This window comes from Mycobacterium sp. M23085 (assembly GCF_045343915.1).
GTDB lineage: Bacteria > Actinomycetota > Actinomycetes > Mycobacteriales > Mycobacteriaceae > Mycobacterium.
Map to the genome: position 1 here is coordinate 1,107,265 of NZ_CP174280.1, position 25,926 is coordinate 1,133,190.

Genomic DNA, 25,926 nt, shown 5'->3' on the forward strand with positions numbered 1-25,926 from the left:
GAAGCGGTGGCAGGAAGGAAACCACGATGGCGAACACTGCGGCGCGGTCAGCCGGCACGGGATTCCACGGCGGTGAGCTGGCTGTTCAACGACGGGCCGGTGTGCAGCTGCAGGCCGCGCGGCTGGCGCCGATGGTCTCCCGCGGCGAGTTGCGCTCCGGCGTGGCCGCGTTCCTCGCCGAGACGACGTTCGCGGCGTTGACCGCACGCGACCGGACCGGACGTCTGTGGACTTCGCCGCTGCTCGGGGCGCCCGGCTTGCTGCGGCCCGCGTCGTCGAACACATTGTGGATCGACACGACACTGCCCGACGCCGATCCGCTATCCGGACTGCCTGACGGGCAGCCGGTCGGTTTGATCGCCATCGACTTCGGTACGCGGCGCCGCGTGCGCGTCAACGGCTTCCTCGCGTCGGTCGGCGCCGGCGGCCTGATGGTCGATGTCGAGCAGGCCTATGGCAACTGCCCGCAATACATTCAGCAACGCCGACTCCACATCGGGTCACCGCCGCCCGACACCAGCCGGTCACGGCTGTTCAGCGGGGAGGCATTACGGCCGGAAGACAACGCCCTGGTGCGCGCCGCGGACACCTTCTTTCTGGGCACCACACACCCCGACTATGGAAACGACGCCTCCCATCGCGGGGGCCCAGCGGGTTTCGTCCGGATAGCACACGACTACCTGTGGTGGCCGGATTACCCGGGCAACAACATGTTCAACAGCTTCGGCAACCTTGCCGTGGACCCCGCCGCGGCCCTGTTGTTCGTCGACTTCCCCAGCAGCACAGTGCTTCAGCTGTCCGGCACCGCGTCCGTGCTTTGGGGCGTTCCCGCCGTCGGCGACGACGCCCACACCGGACGTCGTGTGAAATTCATCCCGCAGCAGGTGATCACGACCACCCTGCACTCCGTGAGCGAAACCGACCATGTCCCCTACCCACACAACCCGCTGCTGACGTCGTAGCCGATCGTCGAAATCCCTCAGCAATAACGCGATTTTCGGGTGAGCGAGTAATTCGGGAGTGCGGTTTCACGCGACATTTGTTCGGGTATTACCTCGGGGCCCCTCACGAAAGGACCTGTCATGTTGCACCAGGTGATTCTGGCGAGTTCGGACCCCGTCGCGGCCGGCTTTATCCTCCGTGGCATCAAAGGAATTTTCGTCGCCATCGGCAGCATTATCGCCGCAATAGTCTGCGGAATCATCGCCATGATGAAGGGCCGCAATCCACTGGGCTGGGGAATTCTCGGGCTGTTCTTCTCTATCCTGACATTGATCGTCGTCATCATCATTCCCAGCAAAAAATGACGTGCTAGAACGGCGGCGGCTCACCATCTCCGACGCCCTGGGTTGAGGCGTAATCCCAAGCATACGAAGGCTTTTCGACGTTGCGTGCCATTCGATTGCGGCGGCGTTCGACGGCGACGCGAGCGGCACGGTCTTGCGCCCGCGTACGCCGGCGTCGGGGCATCATTGCCGCCCGGTCGGCGCATCGCTCCACGCTACTGGCCGTCGGCGTGGGGCACGCCCCAGTGGGGACGCATAAATTGGGGAACAGCAGTGCGCTGCCCGGAATGGTGACGTAGATTTGCCCAGTCGGTGAGGTCAGGATCAACGTGCCGTCGCGCAATTGGGTATCGCGCCATCCCCAAAATGTCTTCACCAAATGATGTGTGCGGCAAAGACACTTCAGGTTGGACGCGTGCGTGGGGCCGCCGTCGGCATACGGGATCGTGTGGTCGAGGTCGCAGTCGGTGGCCGGGCGGTCGCAGCCCGGCCAACGACACGTCAGATCCCGGCAGCGCACGAAATCGGCCAGCGCCTTGGACGGCAGGTAACCGGGCTCCGGCGGCGCATCACCGGGATGGACCAGCGGCACCAGCTTGGCCGAGGCGGCCACTTCGGCGAGCAGCTCCGGCGGGATCAGCCCGCCAGCACCCATCTCGACGCCCGGCGCCTGGCCGCCGCCCAGCGTGGACTGCTCGGCGATCACATGAACCACCACCGGGCCGGCGGCGCGCCGTTTCCCCGCCGCGCAATCCGATCGTCCGCACCGGCACCCCAACCGATCCGCACCGGCGGCCAACGCGCCCAACGCATCGGCGCGGCGCTGCTCCCGGCTGCGCGGATCATGCTCACACACCGTGGCCGCCAACGCATTCAACCGCTGATCCAGCGCATGCGCATCCGGGCTCAACAGGCTGCCTTCCAGATGCCACAGGCCATCGCCGGCATCGGCCATCCAGATCTCGCGATCGGCCACCCGCTGCTTGCGGCGCCGTACCGCGTCCGCGTCGGCCCGCGCCACCACCTTGTCCACCTGCGCGGCCAGCCGTCCCTGACTCAGCGACGGCCACCTGGTCACGTGCGCGGCCAGCACGCCATCCACAGCACCCAACACCTCAGGGTCGGTGATCAAATCGGTGCGGAACACCATCGTTTGAAACATCCGGTAGTCGATATCGCCGGCGGCAAACACCGCACCGACCTGCGGCAGCCGCTCGCGCATCGCGCGGGCATAACGCACCCGACTTGCCGCCAGTCCCTGACCGATGCGCAACTCGGCGGCCACCTCCGCACTGACCGCCGCCTCGGTATCCACCGCCCACTGCTCGGTCTCCGAACACCGTGACAACCGGTACGAAAACAACTCGCCGATGGCCACCAACTGCGCAGCCGCGGCCCGATTCTCGGCCCGCGCGGCGACACCGATCCGCCCCAGCAGGCCCCTCGACACCGGCGTCACCGACGGATAGCAACGCTCAAACTGCTCGGTGAACCGAGCCCGCACATCCTCGAACACGCGTTCGATTATGCCACGCGGCTATGACACTCAACCTCAGCGGCCGAGCCGCCCGAGCACCTCGGCGACAACGGAATCCAAGGCGACGGGAACCTGCTCCCCGGTGCCGAGATCCTTGACCCCGACGCTGCCCGACTCGATGTCGCGGTCGCCGATGACCAGCGCGATCCTGGCACCGGAGCGATCGGCGGCGCGCATCGAGCCCTTGAGTCCGCGGTCGCCGTAGGCCATGTCGACGCGCACACCGCCGGCGCGCAACTCTGCGGCCAGCACCGCCAGCCGCAACTTGGCCTGCTCGCTCAGCGGCACGCCGAACACGTCGCAACGCGCGGTCTCCCCCACGCTCTTGCCCTCGGCGCGCAGCGCCAGCAGGGTACGGTCCACGCCGAGGCCAAACCCGATGCCGGACAGGTCTTGTCCGCCGAGCTGGCGCATCAGGCCGTCGTAGCGACCGCCACCGCCGATGCCGGACTGTGCGCCCAGACCGTCGTGGACGAACTCGAAGGTGGTCTTGGTGTAGTAGTCCAGACCGCGCACCATCCGGGGATTGATCACGAAGGGCACTCCCATCGCGTCCAGGTGCGCCAGCACGGTGTCGAAATGCTGCTTGGCCGCATCGGACAGGTGATCGAGCAGCACCGGCGCCTCGGCCGTCATGGCACGCACCTCTGGCCGCTTGTCGTCGAGCACCCGCAGCGGATTGATCTGTGCCCGCCGTCGCGTCTCCTCATCCAGGTCCAGCCCAAAAAGGAAGTCCTGCAACAGTTCCCGATATTGCGGGCGGCAACTGTCATCGCCCAGCGAGGTGATCTCCAGGCGGAATCCGTCGAGCCCGAGCGAGCGGAAGCCGGCGTCGGCGATCGCGATCACTTCCGCGTCCAGAGCCGGGTCGTCGACGCCGATCGCCTCCACCCCGACCTGCTGCAACTGGCGATAGCGCCCGGCCTGCGGACGTTCATAACGGAAAAACGGCCCCGCGTAACAGAGTTTGACCGGCAGTGCGCCGCGGTCCAGCCCGTGTTCGATGACCGCGCGCACCACGCCGGCAGTGCCCTCCGGCCGCAGCGTCACCGAACGATCGCCACGGTCGGCGAACGTGTACATCTCTTTGGACACCACGTCGGTGGATTCACCGACGCCGCGGGCGAACAGGGCGGTGTCTTCGAAGATGGGCAGCTCGATATCGCCGTAGCCGGCCCGGCGGGCGGCGCCGAGCAGGCCGTCGCGCACCGCGACGAACTGCGCCGAATCCGGCGGGACGTAGTCGGGCACGCCTTTCGGCGCGGCGAACGCTGAGACGTCAGGCACGGGCTACAGGCCTTCGAGGAACGGGTTGAGGCGCCGCTCGGCGCCGATGGTGGTGGAGTTGCCATGCCCCGGCAGCACGACGGTCTTGTCGTCGAGCACCAGAAGCTTATTGACGATCGACATCAGCAGGTCGCGGCCGCTGCCGCCGAACAGGTCGGTGCGGCCCACCGCGCGTTCGAAGAGCGTGTCACCGGTGAACACGACGTCCTCGTCCCCGGCGACCCGGAATACCACTGATCCGCGGGTGTGCCCGGGCGTGTGGTCGACGTTGACGGTCACGCTGCCCAAGTCCAGCTTGTCGCCGTCGCGGTCCAGCTCAACGACCTGCTTGGGCTCCCGCCAGAAGGCGCCCGCCACCATCTGCGCCAGGCGCGGGCCCAGGCCGTAGATCGGGTCTGTGAGCATGAACCTGTCCTCGGGATGGATGTAGGTCGGACAACCGAAGGTGTCGGACACCTTCTGCGCCGACCACATGTGGTCGATGTGCCCGTGGGTCAGCAGCACCGCGGCCGGCGTCAGCCGGTTCTTGTCCAGGATGGTTCGCAGCGGGCCCATCGCCCGCTGCCCCGGATCCACGATGACGGCATCCGTTCCTGGCCGCTCGGCCAGCACGTAGCAGTTGCACTGCAACATGCCGGCGGGGAATCCGGTGATCAACACGGTTCCCAGTTTCCCACGGGCCCCACTTGACACCAGTCGCGGCGCCCACATTAGCCTGAGCTGGCACCTCACCCGTAAGGATCATGGAGGCATATCGGCCGTGCCGACCAACGAACAGCGACGCGCCAACGCCAAACGCAAGCTCGAACGCCAGCTGGAGCGGCGTGCGAAGCAAGCCAAGACGCGCCGGATCGTGCTGATCGCGGCCGGCTCGATCGTGGCCGTGGCCGTGATCGCGGCGGTGGTGATCACGCTGGTCAACACCAAGCACGACGACCACAAGAGCAACACCGCGGCGTCGACGACCACCAGCAGCGCGCCGGAGTCGACGACGCCCGCCGGACCGACGCCGTCCGCCGCGCCGCTGCCGCCCTTCAAGCCGTCGGCCGACCTGGGCGCCAACTGTCAGTACCCGGCCTCAGCCGAGCCGGCGGCCAAGCAGGTCAAGCCGCCGCGGAGCGGCAAGGTGCCGACCGATCCGGCGCAGGTGAGCGTCAGCATGGTGACCAACCAGGGGCACATCGGCCTGATGCTGGCGAACAACGAATCACCGTGCACAGTCAATAGTTTCGCGAGCCTGGTCGGCCAGAAATACTTCGACAACACCAAGTGCCATCGGCTGACCACCTCGCCGGGCCTGGGTGTGCTGCAGTGCGGCGACCCTAAGGGCGACGGCACGGGCGGTCCGGGCTACCAGTTCGCCAACGAGTACCCGACCGACCAGTTTCCGCCGAATGACCCCAAGGCGCAGGAGCCCGTCGTCTACCCGCGCGGCACCCTGGCCATGGCCAACGCCGGGCCCGGCACGAACGGCAGCCAATTCTTCTTGGTCTACAAGGACTCCCAGCTGCCGCCGCAGTACACCGTGTTCGGCACCATCCAGCCCGACGGGCTGGCCACCCTGGACAAGATCGCCAAGGCCGGCGTCGCCGGCGGCGGCGAGGACGGTGCACCCGCCACCGACGTGACCATCACCTCGGTGGCGCTCGACTAGTGGCGATCGCAAGCGCGGCGTAGCCGGGCGAAGCGGGTCGCCACCATCGGAATTAGTGGCGATCGCAAGCGCGGCGTAGCCGGGCGAAGCGGGTCGCCACCATCGGAATTAGTGGCGATCGCGAGCGCGGCGTAGCCGGGCGAAGCGGGTCACCACCAAACTCCCTCCTGATCGGCGGGATTCGCCCGGCGTGCACCGCCCAGAGCTTATGGTCGTTGGGTGAATCTGGATCCAGACTCATTCGGCCATTACCGAATATTGGATTTGTTGGGGCGCGGCGGGATGGGACGCGTGTACCGCGCCTACGACTCAACCACCGACCGGGTCGTAGCTCTGAAGGTGCTTCCGCCGCATCTGGCTGAGGATCAGGACTTTCAGCAGCGTTTCCGCCGGGAGGCGCGCATAGCGGCGAATCTCAATGACCCGCACGTGGTGCCCATCCATAGCTATGGCGAGCTCGACGGTCGGCTCTACGTCGACATGCGGCTCATCGAGGGCCGCCACTTGTCCCAGTACATCAGCGAAAACGGTGACCGGCTCAGCCCCGAACAAACCGTCGCGGTGATCGAGCAGGTGGCGGCGGCGCTGGACAGCGCCCGCCAGGCGGGGTTGATCCACCGCGACATCAAACCGATGAACATCTTGATCACCACCGCACACAATTTCGTCTACCTGATCGACTTCGGCCTTGCCCGAACGGAGGCCGACACCCATCTCACGCAGACCGGTGCCACGATGGGCACCGTCGCGTACATGGCGCCCGAGCGCTTCAAAGGCAAAACGGATCACCGTGCCGACGTCTACTCGCTGGCCTGTGTTTTGCACGAGTGCTTGACCGGCAAGCGACCCTACGCCGGAGAGAGCCTCGAAGAGCAGCTCAACGCGCACCTGAACGCGCCGCCGCCGCGACCATCGGTAGCCGCACCCGGTGTGCCGTCGGGCTTCGACGCCGTGGTCGCCCGGGGCATGGCCAAGGACCCCGAACAGCGGTACCAGACTGCAATTGAGCTCGCTGAGGCCGCAAGAGCGGTGTTGGTCGGCGGTGGCATGGCGACGACGCCCAGCCTGGCGGGACCGTCGGGTGCCTCGCCGCCGGGACCCGGGGCTCCCCCATCGGACAGCAAATCCGATGCGCCGCGGCATGATGGCCGCCCGACGCGGTCGCGGCGTGCGATGGTCGGCGTCGCCGGCGCGTCGGCGCTGGCGCTGGCCGCGGTGGCGGTCCTGGTCATCGCGTTGGTGACGCAGAGCCACGGTTCGGCCGACAGCGCGACAGCCTCCACCCAGGCCCGGGCGCGGGTGCCCGGCCGGCCCGGGTCCAGCGGCCCGGCGTCGGCTACGGCGCCGCCGTTGCCGGTGTTCGCACCTCCGCCCGATCTGGGCGCCAACTGCCAATATCACTCGGTGCCCGATCCGGGGGGCCGGCCGGTGAACCCACCGCAGTCGGGCCGGGTGTCCACCAGTCCACCCCGGATCGGTGCCGTCATCTCCACCAACTTCGGTGACATCGCCATCCAGCTCGCCAATTCGGAGTCGCCGTGCACGGTGAACAGCTTCGTCAGCCTGGTCAGACAGCAGTTCTTCGACAACACCCAGTGCGCCCGGTTGATCAGCTCGCAAGACGGCGGGTCGCTGCTGTGTGGCGGCCCCGATGTGGACGGATCGGGCGGTCCCGGTTACGAATTCGCCGACGAGTACCCCGCGGACCAATACAAGCCCGACGACCCCGCGCTGCGCGCGACGGTGGTGTATCCGCGCGGAACCATTGTGATGGCCACCGAGGGACCCAACACCAATGGCAGCCAATTCACCTTGATCTACCGAGATTCCGAGATGGAGCCGCAGAGCACGGTGCTGGGCACCATCGACCAGACCGGCCTGGCGACCCTGGACAAGATCGCCCGGGCCGGCGTCGCCGGCGACCGGCAGAGCGGTGCGCCCACCAACCCGGTGAAGATCACCTCGGTGCGACTGAGCTAGGACCCGGCCGGCTCACGCCGCGGACGTAACGCGGTAGACGTCGTAGACGCCTTCGACGTTGCGCACCACGTTGAGCAGGTGGCCGAGATGTTTAGGGTCGCCCATCTCAAAGGTGAAGCGGCTGATGGCAACTCGGTCGCCAGACGTGGTGACCGATGCGGACAGGATGTTGACCTTCTCGTCCGCCAGTACCCGTGTGACGTCAGACAGCAGCCGGTGCCGGTCGAGCGCCTCGACCTGGATGGCCACCAGGAACACCGACGACGGAGACGGCGCCCAATGGACTTCGATGATGCGCTCTGACTGTTGCTGTAGCGAGGCCGCGTTGGTGCAGTCGGTGCGGTGCACGCTCACCCCGCCGCCGCGGGTGACGAAACCCATGATCTGGTCGCCGGGCACCGGGGTACAGCATTTCGCCAGCTTGGTCAGCACACCCGGGGCACCAGGGACCGAGACGCCGACGTCGTCGCTGCTGCGTGGACGGCGCAACATCGTTGTCGGCGTGGACCGTTCGGCGAGGTCCTCTTCGGCCTGATCGATGCCACCGATTTCGGCGAGCAGTCGCTGCACGACGTGCCGGGCCGACACATGCCCCTCGCCGATCGCCGTGTAGAGCGCCGACACGTCGGTGTAGTGCAGCTCGCGAGCCACCGCCGCCAGCGTTTCGCCGTTGACCAAGCGCTGCAACGGAAGTCCGCCGCGGCGCACCTCGCGGGCCATGGCATCCTTACCGGATTCGAGCGCCTCCTCGCGGCGCTCCTTGGCGAACCACTGCCGGATTTTGGCCTTGGCGCGCGGTGAGACCACGAACTGCTGCCAGTCCCGCGACGGCCCGGCGTTGGCCGCCTTGGACGTGAAAACCTCGACGACTTCCCCGTTTTCCAGTTTGCGTTCCAGCGCCACCAGCCGGCCGTTGACGCGGGCGCCGATGCAGCGGTGGCCGACCTCGGTGTGCACCGCGTAGGCGAAGTCCACCGGCGTGGAACCGTTGGGCAGGGTGATCACATCGCCCTTGGGGGTGAACACGAAGATCTCTTGCACCGCAAGGTCATAGCGCAGGGACTCGAGGAACTCACCCGGGTCCGCGGCCTCCCGCTGCCAGTCGAGCAGCTGGCGCATCCAGGCCATGTCGTCGATCTCGGCGGCGGCGTGCGGATGCGGAACGCCGTTGCGCCCCTTGGCTTCCTTGTAACGCCAGTGCGCGGCAATGCCGTATTCGGCGGTGCGGTGCATGTCGCGGGTGCGGATCTGCACCTCCAGCGGCTTGCCTTCCGGCCCTACCACGGTGGTATGCAGCGACTGGTAAACGCCGTAGCGCGGCTGGGCGATGTAATCCTTGAACCGTCCCGCCATCGGCTGCCACAGCGAATGCACCACGCCGACAGCGGCATAGCAGTCCCGGATCTCGTCGCACAGGATGCGGATGCCGACCAGGTCGTGGATGTCGTCGAAGTCTCGGCCCTTGACGATCATCTTCTGGTAGATCGACCAGTAGTGTTTGGGCCGGCCCTCCACCGTCGCCTTGATCTTGGACGCGTTCAGGGTGTTGACGATCTCGGCCCGGACCTTGGCCAGGTAGGTGTCCCGCGAGGGCGCACGCCCGGCGACCAGCCGCACGATCTCCTCGTACTTCTTGGGATGCAGGATCGCGAACGACAGGTCTTCCAGTTCCCACTTGACGCTGGCCATACCCAACCGATGCGCAAGGGGCGCAATGACTTCCAGCGTCTCGCGGGCCTTGCGGGCCTGCTTCTCCGGCGGCAGGAACCGCATGGTGCGCATGTTGTGCAGCCGGTCGGCGACCTTGATCACCAGCACCCGGGGGTCGCGGGCCATCGCGGTGATCATCTTGCGGATGGTCTCGCCCTCGGCGGCGCTGCCCAGCACCACCCGGTCCAGCTTGGTCACCCCGTCGACGAGGTGGCCGACCTCTTCCCCGAACTCCTCGGAGAGCTGCTCGAGCGTGTACCCGGTGTCCTCGACGGTGTCGTGCAGCAGCGCGGCCACCAAAGTGGTGGTGTCCATGCCCAATTCGGCCAGAATCGTGGCGACGGCCAGTGGGTGGGTGATGTAGGGGTCACCGGAATGGCGTAACTGGGTGGCGTGCCGCTGGTCGGCGACCTCGAAGGCCCGCTGCAGCAGCGACACGTTCGCCTTCGGGTAGATCTCCCGGTGCACCGCCACCAGCGGTTCCAACACCGGGTTGAGCGTGCTGCGCTGGGCGGTCATCCGGCGGGCCAGCCTGGCCCGGACCCGCCGCGACGCGCTGCTGGACGTTTTCAGCGATTCGGTGGGTGGCTCCGCGGGCTCGGCGGCCGGCGCAGCGGGCTGCTCGGCAACCGGCGGCTCGGCAGGCGTCTTGAGCGCCTGCGCGGTGCTCTGATCGTCCGCCACGTTAGTCACCTCCGCCCTCGAGGATATCGCGTGATCGGCCAGGCTAGGCGCGGCTCAGGCTGTGTACCGGCAGCGGAGCGACGGCTTCCCGGCCGCGCAGGCCGGCGAGCTCCACCACCACCGCCGCCGCGGTGACCCGGGCTCCGGTGCGGTCAAGCAGCCGGGCCGCCGCGGCCAGGGTGCCGCCGGTGGCCAGCACGTCGTCGATGATCACCACCTCGCGCCCGCGCAGGTCGATCCCGTCGGCGGGCACCTCCAGCGTCGCGCTGCCGTATTCCAGGTCGTAGGACTCGCTGTGCACCGGCGGCGGGAGTTTCCCGCCCTTGCGGATGGCCAGGACGCCGGTGCGCAGCCGGTCGGCGACGGCCGCCGCCACCAAGAACCCGCGGGAGTCGATGCCGGCCACCAGGTCGGCGCCGGAGGTGAGCTCGGCCAGCGCGTCGACGACCGCCGTCATGCCGGCGCGGTCGGCGAACACCGGGGTGAGGTCCTTGAACTGGATCCCCGGCTTGGGGAAGTCGGGCACCTTACGGGTCAACGCTTCGATGACGTCGGCGACGGACGGGGTCACTGGATGAGGGCCCATCGGTCCATGTTCCAGCCCGCGCCCCACCGGGTCGGGTTCTTGCTCACCGCGTACATCTTCTTGGAGGTGAGCAACGTGCGCTGCTGCCGATACAGCGGCAACGTCGGCATGTCGGCCCACAGCACCGGGGCGGTTTCGGTCAGCAGCCGGGCTTTCTCGGCGGCGTCGGCCGAGACGGCCAGTGCGCTGATCGCGTTGTCGACCTGCGGGTTTGTATACCCGGACAGGTTGTTGCCGTTGCCGGTGTGCAGGGTGTAGGCGTCGAGCGCCGACGAGCCCGTCGACCCGCTGCCGGTGGCCCCGCCGGTGCTGGCCAGCAACGCGTCGATCTTCCCGTCCCGCAGCGCCTGCGGGCCCGAACCGTCCAGGGTGACGCCGGCGACTGTGATTCCCGCCGCGGCGCATGCCTTGGTGATGACCCCGACGTTGACCGCGAGCCGCGCATTGGGCCCGTGATACCCGATCCGGACCGTCAACGGCACACCGCCGAGGGCGTTGCGGGCGGCGACGGGATCGGCCTTGCTGTACGGGTCGGCCTCGGCGGCCCCGTCACCAGCCGACACGGCGTCATCGGTGGCCGGGTCCAGGCGCGAGTTGGCGATCGGTGTCCCCGCGTCCTTGGCCAGTGAATCGCGCGGCGTGCACAGCGCGACCGCGCGCCGCGCCTTGACCGCCGCCAGCGGTCCCTGCGGAGCGAAGATCAGCTGCTCGACGCCATCTGATGGCCCGTCGGAGCGCTCGTAGTTGTCCGGCGTGGTCAGTGCCCCGGACGAACCCGCGGCGACGTCGACCACGTCGACGTTGCGGCTGTTGACCCGGTCCTGGATGTCGGGCCCCTGCGACCACACGGTCACCCGCTTGGTGATGGCCTTGGGTCCCCACCACCGGTCGTTGGCGACGAGCACCACCGCGCCGCCGTCCAGCACGGATTCGATCTTGTACGGCCCCGACGACGGGAAACGCTTCAGGTCGATCCCGGGTTTGAGGTCCCAGATGGTGTTCCACAGCTTCGCGATCTGCTGCACCAGGGGGCCGTTGTTGCTGAGCAAAGCCGCGGTCACGTCGACGTTGAGTTGGTCGGCGATGACATGCGACGGCATCAGCGTGGTCGCGGTGAACAGCTGGTTGTAGTCGATGACGCCGCGGTCCGGGATGAAGGAAACCCGGGCCTTCTTCTGCCCGGGCATGCACTCGACGTTGGCGATGTCGAGATAGCCGGCCTGGGTGGCGGCGTGGAAGTCGGGGTACTTGCCGGACTGGGCCGCCCAGGCGAGAACGATGTCGTCGCAGGTCACCGGCTTGCCGTCGGAGTAGACCGCGTTGTCGGCGATCTGGTAATCCAGCACCAGCGGCGTCCCGCCGACCACCGACACGGTGCCGAAGTCGCGGTCGGCGACGGTTTGCCCGTCGGGGCCGTGATAGCTGAATCCGGTGAGCGTGCGGGCGAATGCCTGGGCCCCGGCCGACGCGGCACCGGCGACGGTGTTGGTGTTGTAGGTGGACAGTGGGCCGTCGACCACGTAGTCGATCTGGGAGGCGGCGCTGCCGGCGCATGCGGTCAGCGCGAAGCCCGCCGTCAGGACTACCGCCAATCCGGCGCCGATCCAGCCGGCCAGGGTCCGCCGGCCGATGAGCGCGCCACGATCGGCCCCAGTTCCCCGGTACCCGGTGGCCATCGGCCTACCGCCGGCCGACGTTCCGCTTGCCGGTGGGACGCCGGGTCCCGGTCGGCCGCACGGGACGGGCGCCCGGCGCCGGCTTGCTCGGCGCGGGCTTGGACGGCTCGGCCGCCTCCGTCGCTTCATCCGCGGCCGCGTCGGCGTCGGCGTCGGCGTCGGTGGCGGTCTCGGCCGCCGCGCGCGAGCCGGGGCTGCGCCGCCGCATCACGCGGCGGGTGTGGGTGCGCACCAGCTCGGTGCGTTCGCGCAGGGTGACCAGCAGCGGTGTGGCGAAGAAGATCGACGAGTAGGTGCCGACCAGGATGCCGACCAGCTGCACCAGCGCCAGATCCTTCAGCGTGCCGACGCCCAGCAGCCACACCGCCACGACCATCAGCGCCAGCACCGGCAGCACGCTGATCAGGCTGGTGTTGATGGAGCGCATGAACGTCTGGTTGATCGCCAGGTTGGCCTGCTCGGCGAAGGTGCGCCGGGTGGTGTGTTGGAAGCCGTGGGTGTTCTCCTCGACCTTGTCGAACACGATGACCGTGTCGTAGAGGGAGAAACCGAGAATCGTCAGCAGGCCGATCACGGTGGCCGGCGTGACTTCGAAACCGACCAGCGAGTACACCCCGGCGGTGACGCTCAGGTCGAAAACCATGGTCGTCAGCGCGGAGATCGCCATGTACCGCTCGTAGCGCACCATGATGTAGACGCCGACCAGCACCAGGAAGACGGCGAGGGCGATCAGCGCCTTGTCGGTGATCTGCTCGCCCCAGGTCTCGGACACCGCCGCGTCGCTGATGGCCTGCTTGCTGGGCTTCCCGTCGGCGCCCTTGGGTTTGAAGGCGTCGAACAGGGCGTTGCGCAGCTTGGTCGTCTGGTCGTTGGTCAGGGTTTTGGAGCGGATCTGCACGGTCGCCCCGGAACCGTTGCCGACGACGACCACCGATTCCGGATCGCTGCCGAGGGTCTTGCGGAACACCTCGGAGACCTGCGAGGTCTGCACGGTGCCGGCCTGTCCGGCGGCGGGCATCGACACCGTGGTGCCGCCGTTGAAGTCGATGCCGAACGTGAAGCCGCGCAACAGGATCGACAGCACGGCGACGGCGACGATCGCGCCGCTGATGCCGAACCACAACCGGCGCCGCCCGACCACCTCGAACGCGCCGGTGCCGGTGTAGAGGCGCGACAGGAAGCCATGGCGCGGCAGCCCGGCGGCGCCGCTATCGGTCAGCTCGGTGGCGCCGTCGGAGGCTTCGGTGATCTCGGTTGCCTCCTTGGAGGCTTTGGAGGAAGGCATGCGCTAACCCCGTCCCGTCTTGACCTGCGCCGAAGCCCGCCGTTCCCGGGCGACCTGCTGGACGGCACCCAGGCCGTTGTACGCCGGCTTGGCCAGCGTCGGGGACTTGGACGCCAGGTACACCAGTGGCCAGGTCACCAGGAACACCACCACGATGTCGAGGACCGTGGTGAGGCCCAACGTGAAGGCGAATCCCCGCACCTGGCCGATCGCCAGCGCGTACAGCACCGCGGCGGCCAGGAAGGTGACGGCGTTACCCGACACGATCGTCTTGCGGGCCCGCACCCAACCTCGTGGCACCGCCGACCGGAACGAACGGCCTTCGCGGATCTCATCTTTGATGCGCTCGAAGAAGACGACGAACGAGTCGGCGGTGGTGCCGATACCGATGATCAGACCCGCGATACCCGCCAGATCCAGTGTGTAGTTGATCTGCCGGCCCAGGATCACCAGGATGGCGAAAATCATTGCGCCGGAAGCACCCAGCGAGAGCGCCGTGAGCAATCCCAGCACCCGGTAATACAGCAGCGAATACAGCAGCACCAGGACCAAGCCGATCGCACCCGCGACCAGCCCCGCTCGCAGCGAGGTCAATCCCAGTGTCGCCGAGACGGTTTGGGCCTCCGACGCCTCGAACGACAGCGGCAGTGAACCGTACTTGAGGACGTTGGCCAGCTGTTTGGCGGTCGCCGCGGTGAATGGCGGATCGCCCCCGCTGATCTGTGTCCGGCCGCCGGGAATGGCTTCCTGGATCATCGGGGCGCTGACCACCTGCGAGTCCAGGGTGAACGCGGTCTGGGTACCGATGTGGGCGGCGGTGAAGTCGGCCCAGGTGTTGGCGGCGGCGGGCTTGAACTGGACATCGACGACGTAGCCGATGCCGCGCGGATTCTGGCTCGCGCTGGCGTCCTGGATCTGGTCACCGCTGATGATCGACGGGCCCAGCAGGTAGGCGACCTTGTGATCGGTCGAGCAGGTGACCAGCGGCAGGGCCGGATCGTCGTTGCCGGCCAGGATGTCTTCTTTGTCGCAGCGTGTCGCCTGGAACTGCAGGGCGAGGAACTGAATGCCCTGACGCGTGCTCTGGCGCCACTTCTTCTCGTCGGCGATGCGGTCGGCGAGTTCCTTGCGCGGGTCAGGCGGCGCGGGCTGTTCGCCGGGCGGCGCCTCCGCTGCGGGCCCTCCCGGTGCTGGGGCGGGTGCCCCGGGTGCGGGAGCCGGGGCCGGAGCGGGCGCGGGAGCGGGCGCGGGGCTGGGCGACGGCGGCGGATCCTGCGGATACGGCCGCGGCTGGGCACCCGGGTGAGCGGGGGCCGGCTGAGCACCCGGAGCCGGTTGACCGGGCGCCGGCTGGCCCGGCGCGGGCTGACCGGGCGCAGGTTGCCCCGGCGCCGGCTGACCGGGCGCCGGCTGGCCGGGCGCCGGCTGGCGGGCCGGCGGCTTGGGCTCGGCGCCCTGCACGGGCATCGAGTTGAGCACCGGCCGGATATAAAGCCGGGCGGTCTGGCCCAGGTTGCGGGCCTCGTTCCCGTCGTTGCCGGGGACCGTGATGATCAGGTTGTCGCCGTCGACGACAACCTCCGAACCGGAGACGCCGAGACCGTTGACCCGGGCACCGATGATCTGCTGGGCCTGTGCCAACGCCTCGCGGCTGGGCTTCGAGCCGTCCGGGGTGCGTGCGGTCAGCGTGACGCGGGTGCCGCCCTGCAGGTCGATGCCGAGCTTGGGAGCGGCCCGCTTGTCCCCGGTGAGGAACACCAGCAGGTACACGCCGACGAGCAATAGCAAGAAGACCGACAGGTAGCGGGCAGGGTGCACCGGCGCGGAAGACGATGCCACGTTCCTTCTATCTCCTCGAAAATCGGTTACTTACCCCGGACAGAGCCTACGTGGCCCGCATTCGCCCACTGCGCAAGCGGTCCACCGGCTCCGCGATCGGTGCGCAATCCGCGTCACAAATCCTTGGTGATCGAGCCCTCGTCGGCGGCGTCGTCGCCGTCGGCCAGATCCTCGTCGTCGTCGGGCAGGATCCGGTCGCGGATCGCCAGCTTCATCCAGGTGGTCACCACTCCGGGTGCGATCTCGAGGTCGACGGTGTCGTCGGTGATGCCGACGACGGTGGCTTGCAGGCCCGAGGTGGTGTGCACCCGGTCGCCGGGGCGCAGCGACTCCTGCAGGTCGATGGTGGCCTGCATCGCACGCTTCTGGCGGCGCGATGCCAAGTACATGAACCCGCCCATGATGAGCAGGAAGGGCAGGAACAGGATCAAACTCTGCATGGACGCGCCTGTCTTTCGTCGTAAATTTTGGGGCTTCCTGGTGGCTGGGTGCCGGTACGACTCGAGCGTCGCGCACCCCGTAACGGTCCAGTGTGCCCGTTCAGTGTGGCAGGCCCCAGGCCGCGACCGACCGCCACGGTGCACGGAGTGCCCGCCGGCGCCAAGCTCGATAGGCTTTTGGGGCGACGTGATGCGCGCGGCGCCGGGAGGAGTTATGTGGTGGCCAGCCTCGAGCAGACTCGCCAGCTGGTCACCGAGATCCCCGGTCCGGCATCGCTGGAACTGACCAAGCGCCGGGCGGCCGCGGTGTCGCACGCGGTGAACGTGTCGGTGCCGGTCTTCGTGGCCCGCGCCGGCGGCGGCATCGTCGAGGACGTCGACGGCAACCGGTTGATCGACCTCGGATCCGGCATCGCGGTGACGACGATCGGCAACTCGTCGCCCCGGGTGGTCGAGGCGGTGCGCGCGCAGGTGGGCGAGTTCACCCACACCTGCTTCATGGTGACGCCCTACGAGTCCTACGTCGCCGTCGCGGAGACGCTCAACCGGATCACCCCGGGCTCCGGTGAGAAGCGCTCGGTGCTGTTCAACTCCGGCGCTGAGGCGGTCGAGAACGCCGTCAAGGTCGCCCGCGCGTACACCCGCAAGCCCGCCGTGGTGGCGTTCAACCACGCCTACCACGGCCGCACCAATCTGACCATGGCGCTGACGGCCAAGTCGAAGCCTTACAAGGACGGCTTCGGCCCGTTCGCGCCGGAGGTCTACCGCGCGCCGCTGTCCTACCCCTACCGGGACGGCCTGGTCGACAAGGAACTGGCCACCGACGGGGAGAAGGCCGCCGCGCGCACCATCAACGTGATCGACAGTCAGATCGGCGCCGACAACCTGGCCGCCCTCCTCATCGAGCCCATCCAGGGCGAGGGCGGCTTTATCGTTCCGGCGGAGGGATTTTTGCCGTCCTTGCTGGAGTGGTGCCGCAAGAACGACGTGGTGTTCATCGCCGACGAGGTGCAGACCGGGTTCGCGCGCTCCGGCGCCATGTTCGCCTGTGAACACGAGGGCATCGAGCCCGACCTGATCTGCACCGCCAAGGCGATCGCCGACGGACTGCCGCTGTCGGCGGTCACCGGCCGGGCCCAGATCATGGACGCGCCGCATGTCGGCGGTTTGGGCGGCACCTTCGGCGGAAACCCACTAGCTTGCGCGGCAGCGTTGGCCACCATCGAGACGATCGAGAACGACGGATTGATCGACCGGGCCCGGCAATTGGAACGCTTGATCACCGAGCCACTGCTGCGCCTGCAGGCCGGTGACGACCGGATCGGCGATGTGCGCGGGCGGGGCGCGATGATCGCCATCGAACTGGTGAAGTCGGGAACCGCCGAGCCCGACAAGGAACTGACTCAAAAACTGACCGTCGCGGCCGCCGCAGCCGGAGTGATCGTCCTGACCTGTGGCATGTACGGCAACATCATCAGGCTGTTGCCCCCGCTGACCATCAGCGACGAGCTGCTGGCGGAGGGGATCGACATCCTGGCCGGACTGCTGCGCGACCTGTAGGACCTCCGAAGCCCCGCGTGGGCAATGTCACAAACACCACAACCGCCAGATCATGGTGGAATAACGTTACTTTAGCTAACGTTCTATGGGTCAGCGCGAAAGCGCAAATTGACTCGCTATCTTTCATTCGCAAGGGATCTGTTATGTCGACTGCTATGCATGACGAACAACTCGACCGCCGCGTCGAGGAACTCACTGCCAACGACCCGCAATTCGCCGCCGCCCGACCGGACCCGGCGATCACCGCCGCCCTCGAACAGCCCGGACTGCGACTGCCCCAGATCATCAAGACCGTGCTGGACGGCTACGCCGACCGGCCGGCACTCGCGCAGCGCGTCGTGGAATTCGTCAAAGACGCCAAGACCGGGCGTACGTCGGCCGAGCTGCTCCCCCGCTTCGAAACCATCACGTATGGCGCGCTCGGGGAACGGGTTTCGGCCCTCGGTCGCGCTTGGGCCACTGACTCGGTGAACCCCGGCGACCGCGTCTGCGTGCTGGGCTTCAACAGCGTCGACTACGCCACCATCGACATGGCGCTGGGCACCATCGGAGCCGTCTCGGTGCCGCTGCAGACCAGCGCGGCGACCACGTCGCTGCTGCCCATCGTTGCCGAAACCGAGCCGAGCCTGATCGCCTCCAGCGTCGACCAACTGCCCGACGCCGTCGAGCTGATCCTGGCCGGCGAGCACATGCCCGGCAAGCTCGTGGTGTTCGACTATCAGCCCGAGGTCGACGACCAGCGCGAGGCCTTCGACGACGCGGTTGCGCGGCTGGCCGACACCGACGTGGTTGTCGAGCGGCTCGCCGACGTGCTGCAGCGCGGCAAGGACTTGCCGCCGGTTGCCGAGCAGGAGACCGACGAGGACTCGCTGGCCCTGCTGATCTACACCTCCGGCAGCACCGGCGCCCCCAAGGGCGCCATGTACCCGCAGAGCAACGTCGGCAAGATGTGGCGCCGCGGCAGCAAGAACTGGTTCGGCGAGAGCGCCGCGTCGATCACCCTCAACTTCATGCCGATGAGCCACGTCATGGGACGCGGCATCCTCTACGGCACGTTGGGCAATGGCGGCACCGCCTACTTCGCGGCCCGCAGCGACCTGTCCACCCTGCTCGAGGACCTCGAGTTGGTGCGCCCCACCGAGCTGAACTTCGTGCCCCGCATCTGGGAAACCCTGTTCGGTGAATTCCAGCGCCAGGTCGAGCGTCGTCTGGCCGACGGCGGCGACCGTGAAGCGGTCGAGGCCGAGGTGCTGGCCGAACAGCGCCAGTACCTGCTGGGCGGGCGGTTCATCTTCGCGATGACGGGATCGGCACCCACCTCGCCGGAGTTGAAGAAGTGGACCGAGTCGCTGCTGCAGATGCACCTGATGGACGGCTACGGCTCGACCGAAGCCGGAATGGTGTTGTTCGACGGGCAGATTCAGCGTCCGCCGGTGGTCGACTACAAGCTGGTCGACGTTCCGGACCTGGGTTACTTCAGCACCGACCGGCCGCATCCGCGCGGTGAGCTGTTGCTGCGGACCGAGAACATGTTCCCGGGCTACTACAAGCGGGCCGAGACCACCGCGAACGTTTTCGACGACGACGGGTACTACCGCACCGGTGACGTGTTCGCCGAGCTCGCTCCGGACCGGCTGGTGTACGTCGACCGCCGCAACAACGTGCTGAAGCTGGCCCAGGGCGAGTTCGTGACGCTGGCCAAGCTGGAGGCGGTGTTCGGCAACAGCCCGCTGATCCGGCAGATCTACGTGTACGGCAACAGCTCCCAGCCCTACCTGCTGGCTGTCGTGGTGCCGACCGAAGAGGCCTTGGGCCAAAACGCCGAAACAGGGCTAGCGTCGCTCAAGCCAAAGATTGCCGACTCGATGCAGAAGGTCGCCAAAGAGACCGGGCTGCAGTCCTACGAAGTGCCGCGCGACTTCATCATCGAGACCACGCCGTTCAGCCTGGAAAACGGTCTGCTGACCGGGATCCGCAAGCTGGCGTGGCCGAAGCTCAAGCAGCACTACGGGGAACGCCTCGAGCAGATCTACGCCGACCTGGCCGCCGGACAGGCCAACGAGCTGGCCGAACTGCGCCGCAGCGGCGCCCAGGCGCCGGTGCTGCAGACCGTGAGCCGGGCCGCGGCCGCCATGCTGGGGACCGCGAGCACCGAGGTGTCCCCCGACGCCCACTTCACCGATCTGGGTGGAGACTCGTTGTCGGCGTTGACATTCGGTAACCTGCTGCGTGAGATCTTCGACGTCGACGTGCCGGTTGGCGTGATCGTCAGCCCGGCCAACGACTTGGCGGCCATCGCCGCTTACGTCGAGGCCGAGCGGCAGGGTTCCAAGCGACCGACGTTCGCCGCGGTGCACGGCCGCGACGCCACCACGGTGCACGCCAGTGACCTCACGCTGGACAAGTTCCTCGACGAGGCCATCCTGGCCGGCGCGCCGAGCCTGCCGAAGCCGTCGGCCGAGGTGCGCACGGTGCTGTTGACCGGCGCCACCGGATTCCTGGGCCGCTACCTGGCACTGGAATGGCTCGAGCGGATGGACATGGTCGACGGCAAGGTCATCGCCCTGGTGCGGGCCCGCTCCGACGAGGAGGCACGCGCCCGGCTGGACAAGACGTTCGACAGCGGCGACCCGAAACTGCTGGCGCACTACCAGAAGCTGGCCGCCGATCACCTCGAGGTCATTGCGGGCGACAAGGGCGAGGCCAACCTTGGCCTGGATGCCCAGACCTGGCAGCGACTGGCCGACACGGTCGATATCATCGTCGACCCGGCGGCGCTGGTGAACCACGTGCTGCCGTACAGCGAACTGTTCGGGCCCAACGCCCTGGGCACCGCGGAGCTGATCCGGATCGCACTGACGTCAAAGCAAAAGCCGTACACGTACGTGTCGACGATCGGTGTGGGTGACCAGATCGAGCCGGGCAAGTTCGTCGAGAACGCCGACATCCGGCAGATCAGCGCCACCCGCGAGGTCAACGACAACTACGCCAACGGCTACGGCAACAGCAAGTGGGCCGGCGAGGTGCTGCTGCGGGAGGCGCACGACCTGTGCGGCCTGCCCGTCACGGTGTTCCGCTGCGACATGATCTTGGCCGACACCACCTATGCCGGACAGCTCAACCTGCCGGACATGTTCACCCGGCTGATGCTGAGCCTGGTCGCCACCGGTATCGCGCCAAAGTCGTTCTACGAGTTGGACGCCGAGGGCAACCGGCAGCGGGCGCACTACGACGGCCTGCCGGTCGAGTTCATCGCCGCGGCGATCTCGACGCTGGGAACCCAGATCACCGACAGTGACACCGGCTTCCAGACCTACCACGTGATGAACCCGTACGACGACGGCATCGGACTCGACGAGTACATCGACTGGCTGGTCGAGGCCGGGTATCCGATCGAGCGCATCGCCGATTACTCCGAGTGGCTGCGGCGGTTCGAGACCTCGCTACGGACCCTGCCGGATCGGCAGCGTCAGTACTCGCTGCTGCCGCTGTTGCACAACTACCAGAAGCCGGAAAAGCCGATCAACGGTTCGATGGCGCCGACCGATGTGTTCCGTGCCGCGGTGCAGGAAGCGAAAATTGGCCCCGACAAAGACATTCCGCATGTGTCGCCGGCGGTCATCGTCAAGTACATCACCAACCTCGAGTTGCTCGGACTGCTGTAAAGGCAAGAACACAATCGCCCAGTCCCGTTGCGGGACTGGGCGATTGCTATTGATCGGCGGAAACTACTGCTGTGGGTGCGGCCAGCGCAGGTACGCGGCGTTAGGCCCGGCTCCGGCACCGGCGCGGTTGCGGCGCCATCCCCGCTTGGGTTCGGGTTCCACCGAGGCTCGCGGCTTGGTCAGCGCGCCCGAGGAGACCTCGGCCGGCTCGTAGGCCGAATCCCGGTAGGGCTCAACGGCCGGCGCCGCGGCGCGTTCGGCCGTCACCGGATGCACGTCGCGGGCCAGCCGCACGGCGGTGCGCGCCAGCACGACGCCACCGACGAAGATGATCAGCGCGCCCAGGCCGGAGAAATAGGTGACCTCGAGCACCGCGCGCTTGCGATCCGTCGCGGCAATCGGGTCACCGGCGGAGCCGATGCCCAGCAGCGGGGCGACCTGACCACCCACCACGAACCAGGCACCGGCCAGCACGGCCAGCCAACCACCCAGCATCGCGGCGACACGGTTCCCGGCGACGATCAGCATGAGACCGCCCAGTGCGGTGGCCACGCCCGGCGCCACCTCGAGCCAGCCCCGGGCCGTCGACCACGCCCAGTCCCGGTCCGGTGTGTAGGCAAAATTGAAGTGCGGGCCGACAAACGGTATTAACGCCCCCCAGGCTCCTAAAATGACCAGGAGCAATCCGCTGACCGCACCGCGCGAGCGCGGCATACTCAGCCCGCGGGTTTGGCCGTCTTCTGCGTATTTCATGATTTCCCCTCGTTGAATACCGGGTCGAATTCCGGCCTCGGATGGTTACCCAGCGCCTACCACTAGTAACCCACGCGGCAGGCGAAAGCCACCGCCAGCCGGTGACTTTTGAGGCTGATGGGACTGCTGTTACTACTGAAGGCCGAGCAGCAGCAGCACAATTGCGATCGCCGGGAAGGTGCCCTGCGTCGCGGCGGCGCGCGCCTTGCCGCGGTCGGACGCGACCAGCACCACCGCTGCGGCGGCCATTGATCCGACGCCGGCGAAGATCAGCGCCGCCCCAATCCCCCTGTGCCCCAAAGCAACTGCGATGATTCCCACACCGGCGACGACAGCCAGGAACAAATTGTAGAAGCCCTGGTTGAAGGCGAGCAGCTTGGTGGTCTCGGCTTCGGCCGCGGTGGTGCCGAAGGTGGCGCGGGTGCGTGGCGAGGTCCAGGTCAACGATTCCATCACAAAGATGTAGACGTGCAGTAACGCCGCCAGGGCGGCGAACACCAATCCGGCGGCGATCATCGCTGCTCCTCGCTCGTCGAGGCCCGCGCACGGCGGCCTGGATTTGCTTGACTCGGCGCCTGGTGAACATTACCCACGGCCGGTTACCCGGGCCAGCCTGACGCGAAAGGGCGCCGGTAGCCGTGGGCTACCGGCGCCTTCTCACCTTGGGTGGGAGTGCCTCGCTAGGCGCCGGCGTGGTGGTGCCGGTGGAACAGGCCGCCATCGCCGGTGCGCCGACGGAACAGGCCACCGCCGGTGCGTCCACGGGTCCCCCGCTCGTCCGGCACGGCGTCCGCCGGCGCTCCTGCCGGGACGCGAGTCTCGTCGTACATGGCCGGCTGAGCCGCTGGGACGGCCTCAGCCGCCACCGGCGCCGGGTGCGTCACCACGACGTCGCGGGCGTGGCGGACGGCCAGGCGCGCCACCGCGGCCCCGCCCAGGAAGACGATCAGGGTGCCCAGGCCGGTGAAGTAGGTGACATCGAGCAGGGCCCGCTTCAGGTCGGTCGACGCCATCGGTTGACCGATGTCGCCGATACCGAGCAGCGACGCGAATGCGCGGCCGACCACGAACCAGGCGCCGCCGGCGACGGCCAGCCAGCCGCCGAGCACGGCACTGGCGCGGTTACCGGACATCAGCACCAGCAGGCCGCCCACTGCGGTGGCGAGGCCGGGGAGAACCTCCAGCCAGCCCTTGGCCGTGGTCCACGTCCAGGCCGGGTCGGCCATGTACGCCCAGTTGACGTCGGGCCCGAAGAACGGCACCAACGCACCCCACGCACCCAGAAGAATCAGAAGTAACCCGATTAGCGCGCCGCGGGTACGTGGCATGTACAGCGCGCGAGGGCGGTCGTAGTCGTTGCTCGTGGTCCTCATCGGAACCTCCTTTTAACAGGTATGACTGCTGTGAGGCTGGTTACCCGACGGCGCCGGGGTGTAACCGGTCACCCGGTGCGCGAGTGTTTGCTGGGGTCACTGAGGCGCGGGGTGCGCCGCCCCGGACGGGTTCGCGTCTTCCCCGTGCCGGCGGTCTGAGCTGGCCGGAGGCCGCGCCGGGCGACGCGGGGGCCCCGGCTCGGCGCAAAGGTCACGATTTGGCCGCGAAATGGCCCGGAGGCGGTTGGCCTACTAGTCGAACAGACCGGCCTGGCCGAAGCCGGTCACCCCGGCCGGCGGCGTCATGCCGAGGTGCGTCCAGGCCTGGGCGGTGGCCACCCGCCCGCGCGGTGTGCGGGCGACCATCCCGGCGCGCACCAGGAACGGCTCGCACACCTCCTCGACGGTGGCCGCCTCCTCACCCACCGCCACCGCCAGCGTGGAGACGCCGACGGGTCCGCCGCCGAAGCTGCGGGTCAGCGCCGAGAGCACCGCCCGGTCGAGCCGGTCCAGGCCCAGCTCGTCGACGTCGTACACCGCCAGCGCGGCCTTGGCGACGTCGCGGGTGATCACGCCGTCGGCGCGCACCTCGGCGAAGTCGCGCACCCGGCGAAGGAGCCGGTTGGCGATCCGCGGCGTGCCGCGCGAGCGCCGGGCGATCTCCTCGGCCGCGTCGCCGCCGAGTTCGATACCCAAGATCCCGGCCGAGCGGGCCAGCACCCGCTCCAGCTCGGGGGGCTCGTAGAAGTCCATGTGCGCGGTGAATCCGAACCGGTCCCGCAGTGGGCCGGTCAGCGCACCGGACCGGGTGGTCGCGCCGACCAACGTGAACGGCGCCACCTCAAGCGGAATCGACGTCGCCCCCGGGCCCTTGCCGACCACCACGTCGACCCGGAAGTCCTCCATGGCCAGGTACAGCATCTCCTCGGCGGGCCGGGCGATGCGGTGGATCTCGTCGATGAACAGCACATCGTGCTCGACCAGGTTGGACAGCATCGCCGCCAGGTCGCCGGCGCGTTCCAGCGCCGGACCCGAGGTCATCCGCAGCGAGGACCCGAGCTCGGCAGCGATGATCATGGCCAGCGACGTCTTGCCCAGCCCCGGCGGGCCGGACAGCAGAATGTGATCCGGTGTGCCGCCGCGGTTTTTGGCCCCCTCGATGACGAGCTGCAGCTGTTCGCGCACCCGCGGCTGGCCGATGAACTCGCGCAGCGAGCGCGGTCGCAGGCTGACGTCGATGTCGCCCTCCCCGGCCACCAGCGCGCCGGAGACCTCGCGTTCGGCGTAGCCGTCCTCGAAACCGTCCTCAAAGCCGTCCGTCATCGGGACTTACCCAACATCGACAGCGCGGCGCGCAGCGCGCCCGATGTGGTCGCGCCCTGTTCGCCGGCCAGCACCTTGTCGGTGGCTTCCTCGGCCTGCTTGACGGCAAAGCCGAGCCCGACCAGTGCCTCCACCACCGGCCCGCGCACCGCGTGGCCGTTGAGGGCCGCACTCGCTGACGCGCCCCCGGCCGCGACGCCGACCCCGACCTTGTCGCGCAACTCCAAGACCATCCGTTCGGCGCTGCGCTTGCCGATGCCGGGCACCCGGGTCAGCGCGGTGACGTCACCGTCGTGCAGCGCCTGTCGCAGCGCCCCGGCGTCGTGCACAGCCAGGGTCGCCATGGCCAGCCGCGGCCCCACGCCCGAGACCGACAGCAGCGTCAGGAACAGGTCGCGGGTATCGGTGTCGGTGAACCCGTACAACGTCATCGAGTCCTCGCGCACGATCATCGCGGTGATCAGCCGGGCCTCGGTCCCGGTTCGCAGCGTGGACAGCGTCGACGGGGTGGCGTTCACCCGGTAGCCGACGCCGGCCGCCTCGATCACCACGTGATCAAGCGCCACCTCGAGGACCTCCCCGCGCACCGAGGCGATCATCGCGCGGCCTTCAGCTTGGCGTCCAACTTGGCCCGATATTTCTGCCGCTGCTCGGCGGCCATCGCCTCGGCCGCGGCCCTGCGCGCGATCATCGGCGCCCGCCAGCAATGACAGATCGCCAACGCCAGCGCGTCGGCGGCGTCGGCCGGCGACGGTTTCGCCTGCAGCGCAAGGATTCTGGTGACCATCGCGGTGACTTGTGCCTTGTCCGCCGCGCCGTTGCCGGTGACCGCGGCCTTGACCTCGCTGGGGGTGTGGAAGTGCACGTCGATGCCGCGCTTGGCCGCCGCCAGCGCGACCACGCCGCCGGCCTGCGCGGTGCCCATCACCGTGGACACGTTGAGTTGCGAGAACACCCGCTCGACCGCCATGACGTCCGGCTGGTGGGTGGCCAGCCAATGCTCGACGGCATCACTGATCTTCAGCAGCCGCTCGGCCAGCGGCGCGTCCGACGGGGTGCGCACCACGTCGACGTCCAGCGCGACGACCGTTCGGCCGCGCCCGCTTTCGACGACCGACAGACCGCATCGGGTCAGGCCGGGGTCGACGCCCATCACCCGCATTCCCGCTCCCACCTGGTAGAACAACTGTTCGATACAATAACGGCCGACGCCGACGGCTCCCGGTAGGACACGCGGCCGTGCCGCCGATTCCCGGCGTGACGTTACGACGCCGAACCCGCGAAAAAG

Annotated in this window: 21 protein-coding genes; 6 read left to right on the forward strand and 15 right to left on the reverse strand. The window is 68.2% G+C overall.

The features are described from left to right. Nucleotides 1–26 precede the first annotated feature (26 nt). Together ACIUM1_RS04590 and ACIUM1_RS04595 are read left to right on the forward strand one after the other, a co-directional pair. Nucleotides 27–962: a pyridoxamine 5'-phosphate oxidase family protein gene (locus ACIUM1_RS04590; RefSeq protein ID WP_406816087.1), complete on the forward strand. Its 936-nt coding sequence runs from the start codon at nucleotides 27–29 to the stop codon at nucleotides 960–962. A 120-nt stretch (nucleotides 963–1,082) separates the two neighbouring features. Next, nucleotides 1,083–1,307 (forward strand): deoxyribodipyrimidine photolyase, encoded by a 225-nt coding sequence (locus ACIUM1_RS04595; RefSeq protein ID WP_406816088.1) that lies wholly within the window; start codon nucleotides 1,083–1,085, stop codon nucleotides 1,305–1,307. A 4-nt stretch (nucleotides 1,308–1,311) separates the two neighbouring features. On the opposite strand, the gene ACIUM1_RS04600 is transcribed toward ACIUM1_RS04595, so the two are convergent. Genes ACIUM1_RS04600 through ACIUM1_RS04610 form a run of 3 tightly spaced genes read right to left on the reverse strand, consistent with a single transcriptional unit; the run spans nucleotide 1,312 to nucleotide 4,770 of the window. Further along, nucleotides 1,312–2,802 (reverse strand): HNH endonuclease signature motif containing protein, encoded by a 1,491-nt coding sequence (locus ACIUM1_RS04600; protein WP_406816089.1) that lies wholly within the window; start codon nucleotides 2,800–2,802, stop codon nucleotides 1,312–1,314. A 36-nt stretch (nucleotides 2,803–2,838) separates the two neighbouring features. Beyond that, nucleotides 2,839–4,110 (reverse strand): histidine--tRNA ligase, encoded by a 1,272-nt coding sequence (gene hisS, locus ACIUM1_RS04605; protein ID WP_406816090.1) that lies wholly within the window; start codon nucleotides 4,108–4,110, stop codon nucleotides 2,839–2,841. A gap of 3 nt (nucleotides 4,111–4,113) precedes the next feature. After that, on the reverse strand, nucleotides 4,114–4,770 hold the full coding sequence (locus tag ACIUM1_RS04610) for an MBL fold metallo-hydrolase (RefSeq protein WP_406816091.1): 657 nt from the start codon (nucleotides 4,768–4,770) through the stop codon (nucleotides 4,114–4,116). A gap of 100 nt (nucleotides 4,771–4,870) precedes the next feature. Between ACIUM1_RS04610 and ACIUM1_RS04615 the strand changes: the two genes are divergently transcribed. Both ACIUM1_RS04615 and ACIUM1_RS04620 read left to right on the forward strand, forming a co-directional pair. Further along, on the forward strand, nucleotides 4,871–5,764 hold the full coding sequence (locus tag ACIUM1_RS04615; RefSeq protein WP_406816092.1) for a peptidylprolyl isomerase: 894 nt from the start codon (nucleotides 4,871–4,873) through the stop codon (nucleotides 5,762–5,764). Nucleotides 5,765–5,983: 219 nt separating this feature from the next. Next, entirely contained in the window at nucleotides 5,984–7,744 is a 1,761-nt protein-coding gene (locus ACIUM1_RS04620) for a protein kinase domain-containing protein (RefSeq protein WP_406816093.1), read from the forward strand. A 12-nt stretch (nucleotides 7,745–7,756) separates the two neighbouring features. On the opposite strand, the gene ACIUM1_RS04625 is transcribed toward ACIUM1_RS04620, so the two are convergent. The 6 genes from ACIUM1_RS04625 to yajC all read right to left on the reverse strand — a co-directional run bounded on the left by ACIUM1_RS04625 (nucleotide 7,757) and on the right by yajC (nucleotide 15,964). Next, complete coding sequence (locus ACIUM1_RS04625; protein ID WP_406816094.1) at nucleotides 7,757–10,138, reverse strand: RelA/SpoT family protein; 2,382 nt, start codon at nucleotides 10,136–10,138, stop codon at nucleotides 7,757–7,759. Nucleotides 10,139–10,181: 43 nt separating this feature from the next. Beyond that, a complete protein-coding gene (locus ACIUM1_RS04630) occupies nucleotides 10,182–10,724 on the reverse strand; it encodes an adenine phosphoribosyltransferase (RefSeq protein WP_406816095.1) in 543 nt (180 codons plus the stop codon). Then, nucleotides 10,706–12,400, reverse strand: a complete 1,695-nt coding sequence (locus ACIUM1_RS04635) for an ABC transporter substrate-binding protein (protein ID WP_406816096.1) — start codon at nucleotides 12,398–12,400, stop codon at nucleotides 10,706–10,708. The genes ACIUM1_RS04630 and ACIUM1_RS04635 overlap by 19 nt, the downstream gene beginning before the upstream one ends. A 4-nt stretch (nucleotides 12,401–12,404) precedes the next feature. Continuing rightward, on the reverse strand, nucleotides 12,405–13,685 hold the full coding sequence (gene secF / locus ACIUM1_RS04640) for a protein translocase subunit SecF (protein ID WP_406816097.1): 1,281 nt from the start codon (nucleotides 13,683–13,685) through the stop codon (nucleotides 12,405–12,407). A 3-nt stretch (nucleotides 13,686–13,688) separates the two neighbouring features. Continuing rightward, nucleotides 13,689–15,524, reverse strand: coding sequence for a protein translocase subunit SecD (secD, locus tag ACIUM1_RS04645; protein WP_406816098.1), 1,836 nt, complete (start codon nucleotides 15,522–15,524; stop codon nucleotides 13,689–13,691). Between the two features lie 113 nt (nucleotides 15,525–15,637). Next, nucleotides 15,638–15,964: a preprotein translocase subunit YajC gene (gene yajC, locus ACIUM1_RS04650; RefSeq protein ID WP_406816099.1), complete on the reverse strand. Its 327-nt coding sequence runs from the start codon at nucleotides 15,962–15,964 to the stop codon at nucleotides 15,638–15,640. Nucleotides 15,965–16,183: 219 nt separating this feature from the next. Between yajC and gabT the strand changes: the two genes are divergently transcribed. Both gabT and car read left to right on the forward strand, forming a co-directional pair. Then, nucleotides 16,184–17,524, forward strand: coding sequence for a 4-aminobutyrate--2-oxoglutarate transaminase (gene gabT, locus ACIUM1_RS04655; RefSeq protein ID WP_406816100.1), 1,341 nt, complete (start codon nucleotides 16,184–16,186; stop codon nucleotides 17,522–17,524). Nucleotides 17,525–17,667: 143 nt separating this feature from the next. Then, nucleotides 17,668–21,189 (forward strand): carboxylic acid reductase, encoded by a 3,522-nt coding sequence (car, locus tag ACIUM1_RS04660; protein WP_406816101.1) that lies wholly within the window; start codon nucleotides 17,668–17,670, stop codon nucleotides 21,187–21,189. 63 nt (nucleotides 21,190–21,252) lie between these two features. Here car and ACIUM1_RS04665 read toward each other — a convergent pair whose 3' ends face one another. The 6 genes from ACIUM1_RS04665 to ruvC form a co-directional block, all read right to left on the reverse strand. Further along, entirely contained in the window at nucleotides 21,253–21,942 is a 690-nt protein-coding gene (locus tag ACIUM1_RS04665) for a hypothetical protein (RefSeq protein WP_406816102.1), read from the reverse strand. 132 nt (nucleotides 21,943–22,074) lie between these two features. Next, complete coding sequence (locus ACIUM1_RS04670; protein ID WP_406816103.1) at nucleotides 22,075–22,458, reverse strand: DUF1304 domain-containing protein; 384 nt, start codon at nucleotides 22,456–22,458, stop codon at nucleotides 22,075–22,077. 164 nt (nucleotides 22,459–22,622) lie between these two features. After that, nucleotides 22,623–23,315, reverse strand: coding sequence for a hypothetical protein (locus tag ACIUM1_RS04675; protein WP_406816104.1), 693 nt, complete (start codon nucleotides 23,313–23,315; stop codon nucleotides 22,623–22,625). Between the two features lie 252 nt (nucleotides 23,316–23,567). Beyond that, nucleotides 23,568–24,638 carry a Holliday junction branch migration DNA helicase RuvB gene (gene ruvB, locus ACIUM1_RS04680; RefSeq protein WP_406816105.1) on the reverse strand — a complete coding sequence of 357 codons (1,071 nt, stop codon included), beginning with the start codon at nucleotides 24,636–24,638 and terminating at the stop codon, nucleotides 23,568–23,570. Beyond that, nucleotides 24,635–25,237: a Holliday junction branch migration protein RuvA gene (gene ruvA, locus ACIUM1_RS04685; protein WP_406816106.1), complete on the reverse strand. Its 603-nt coding sequence runs from the start codon at nucleotides 25,235–25,237 to the stop codon at nucleotides 24,635–24,637. Before ruvA ends, ruvB begins: the two co-directional genes overlap by 4 nt. Continuing rightward, the gene (gene ruvC / locus ACIUM1_RS04690) at nucleotides 25,234–25,800 is read right to left on the reverse strand and encodes a crossover junction endodeoxyribonuclease RuvC (RefSeq protein ID WP_406817530.1); all 567 of its coding nucleotides are present in this window, start codon (nucleotides 25,798–25,800) and stop codon (nucleotides 25,234–25,236) included. The genes ruvA and ruvC overlap by 4 nt, the downstream gene beginning before the upstream one ends. Between the last annotated feature and the right edge of the window lie 126 nt (nucleotides 25,801–25,926).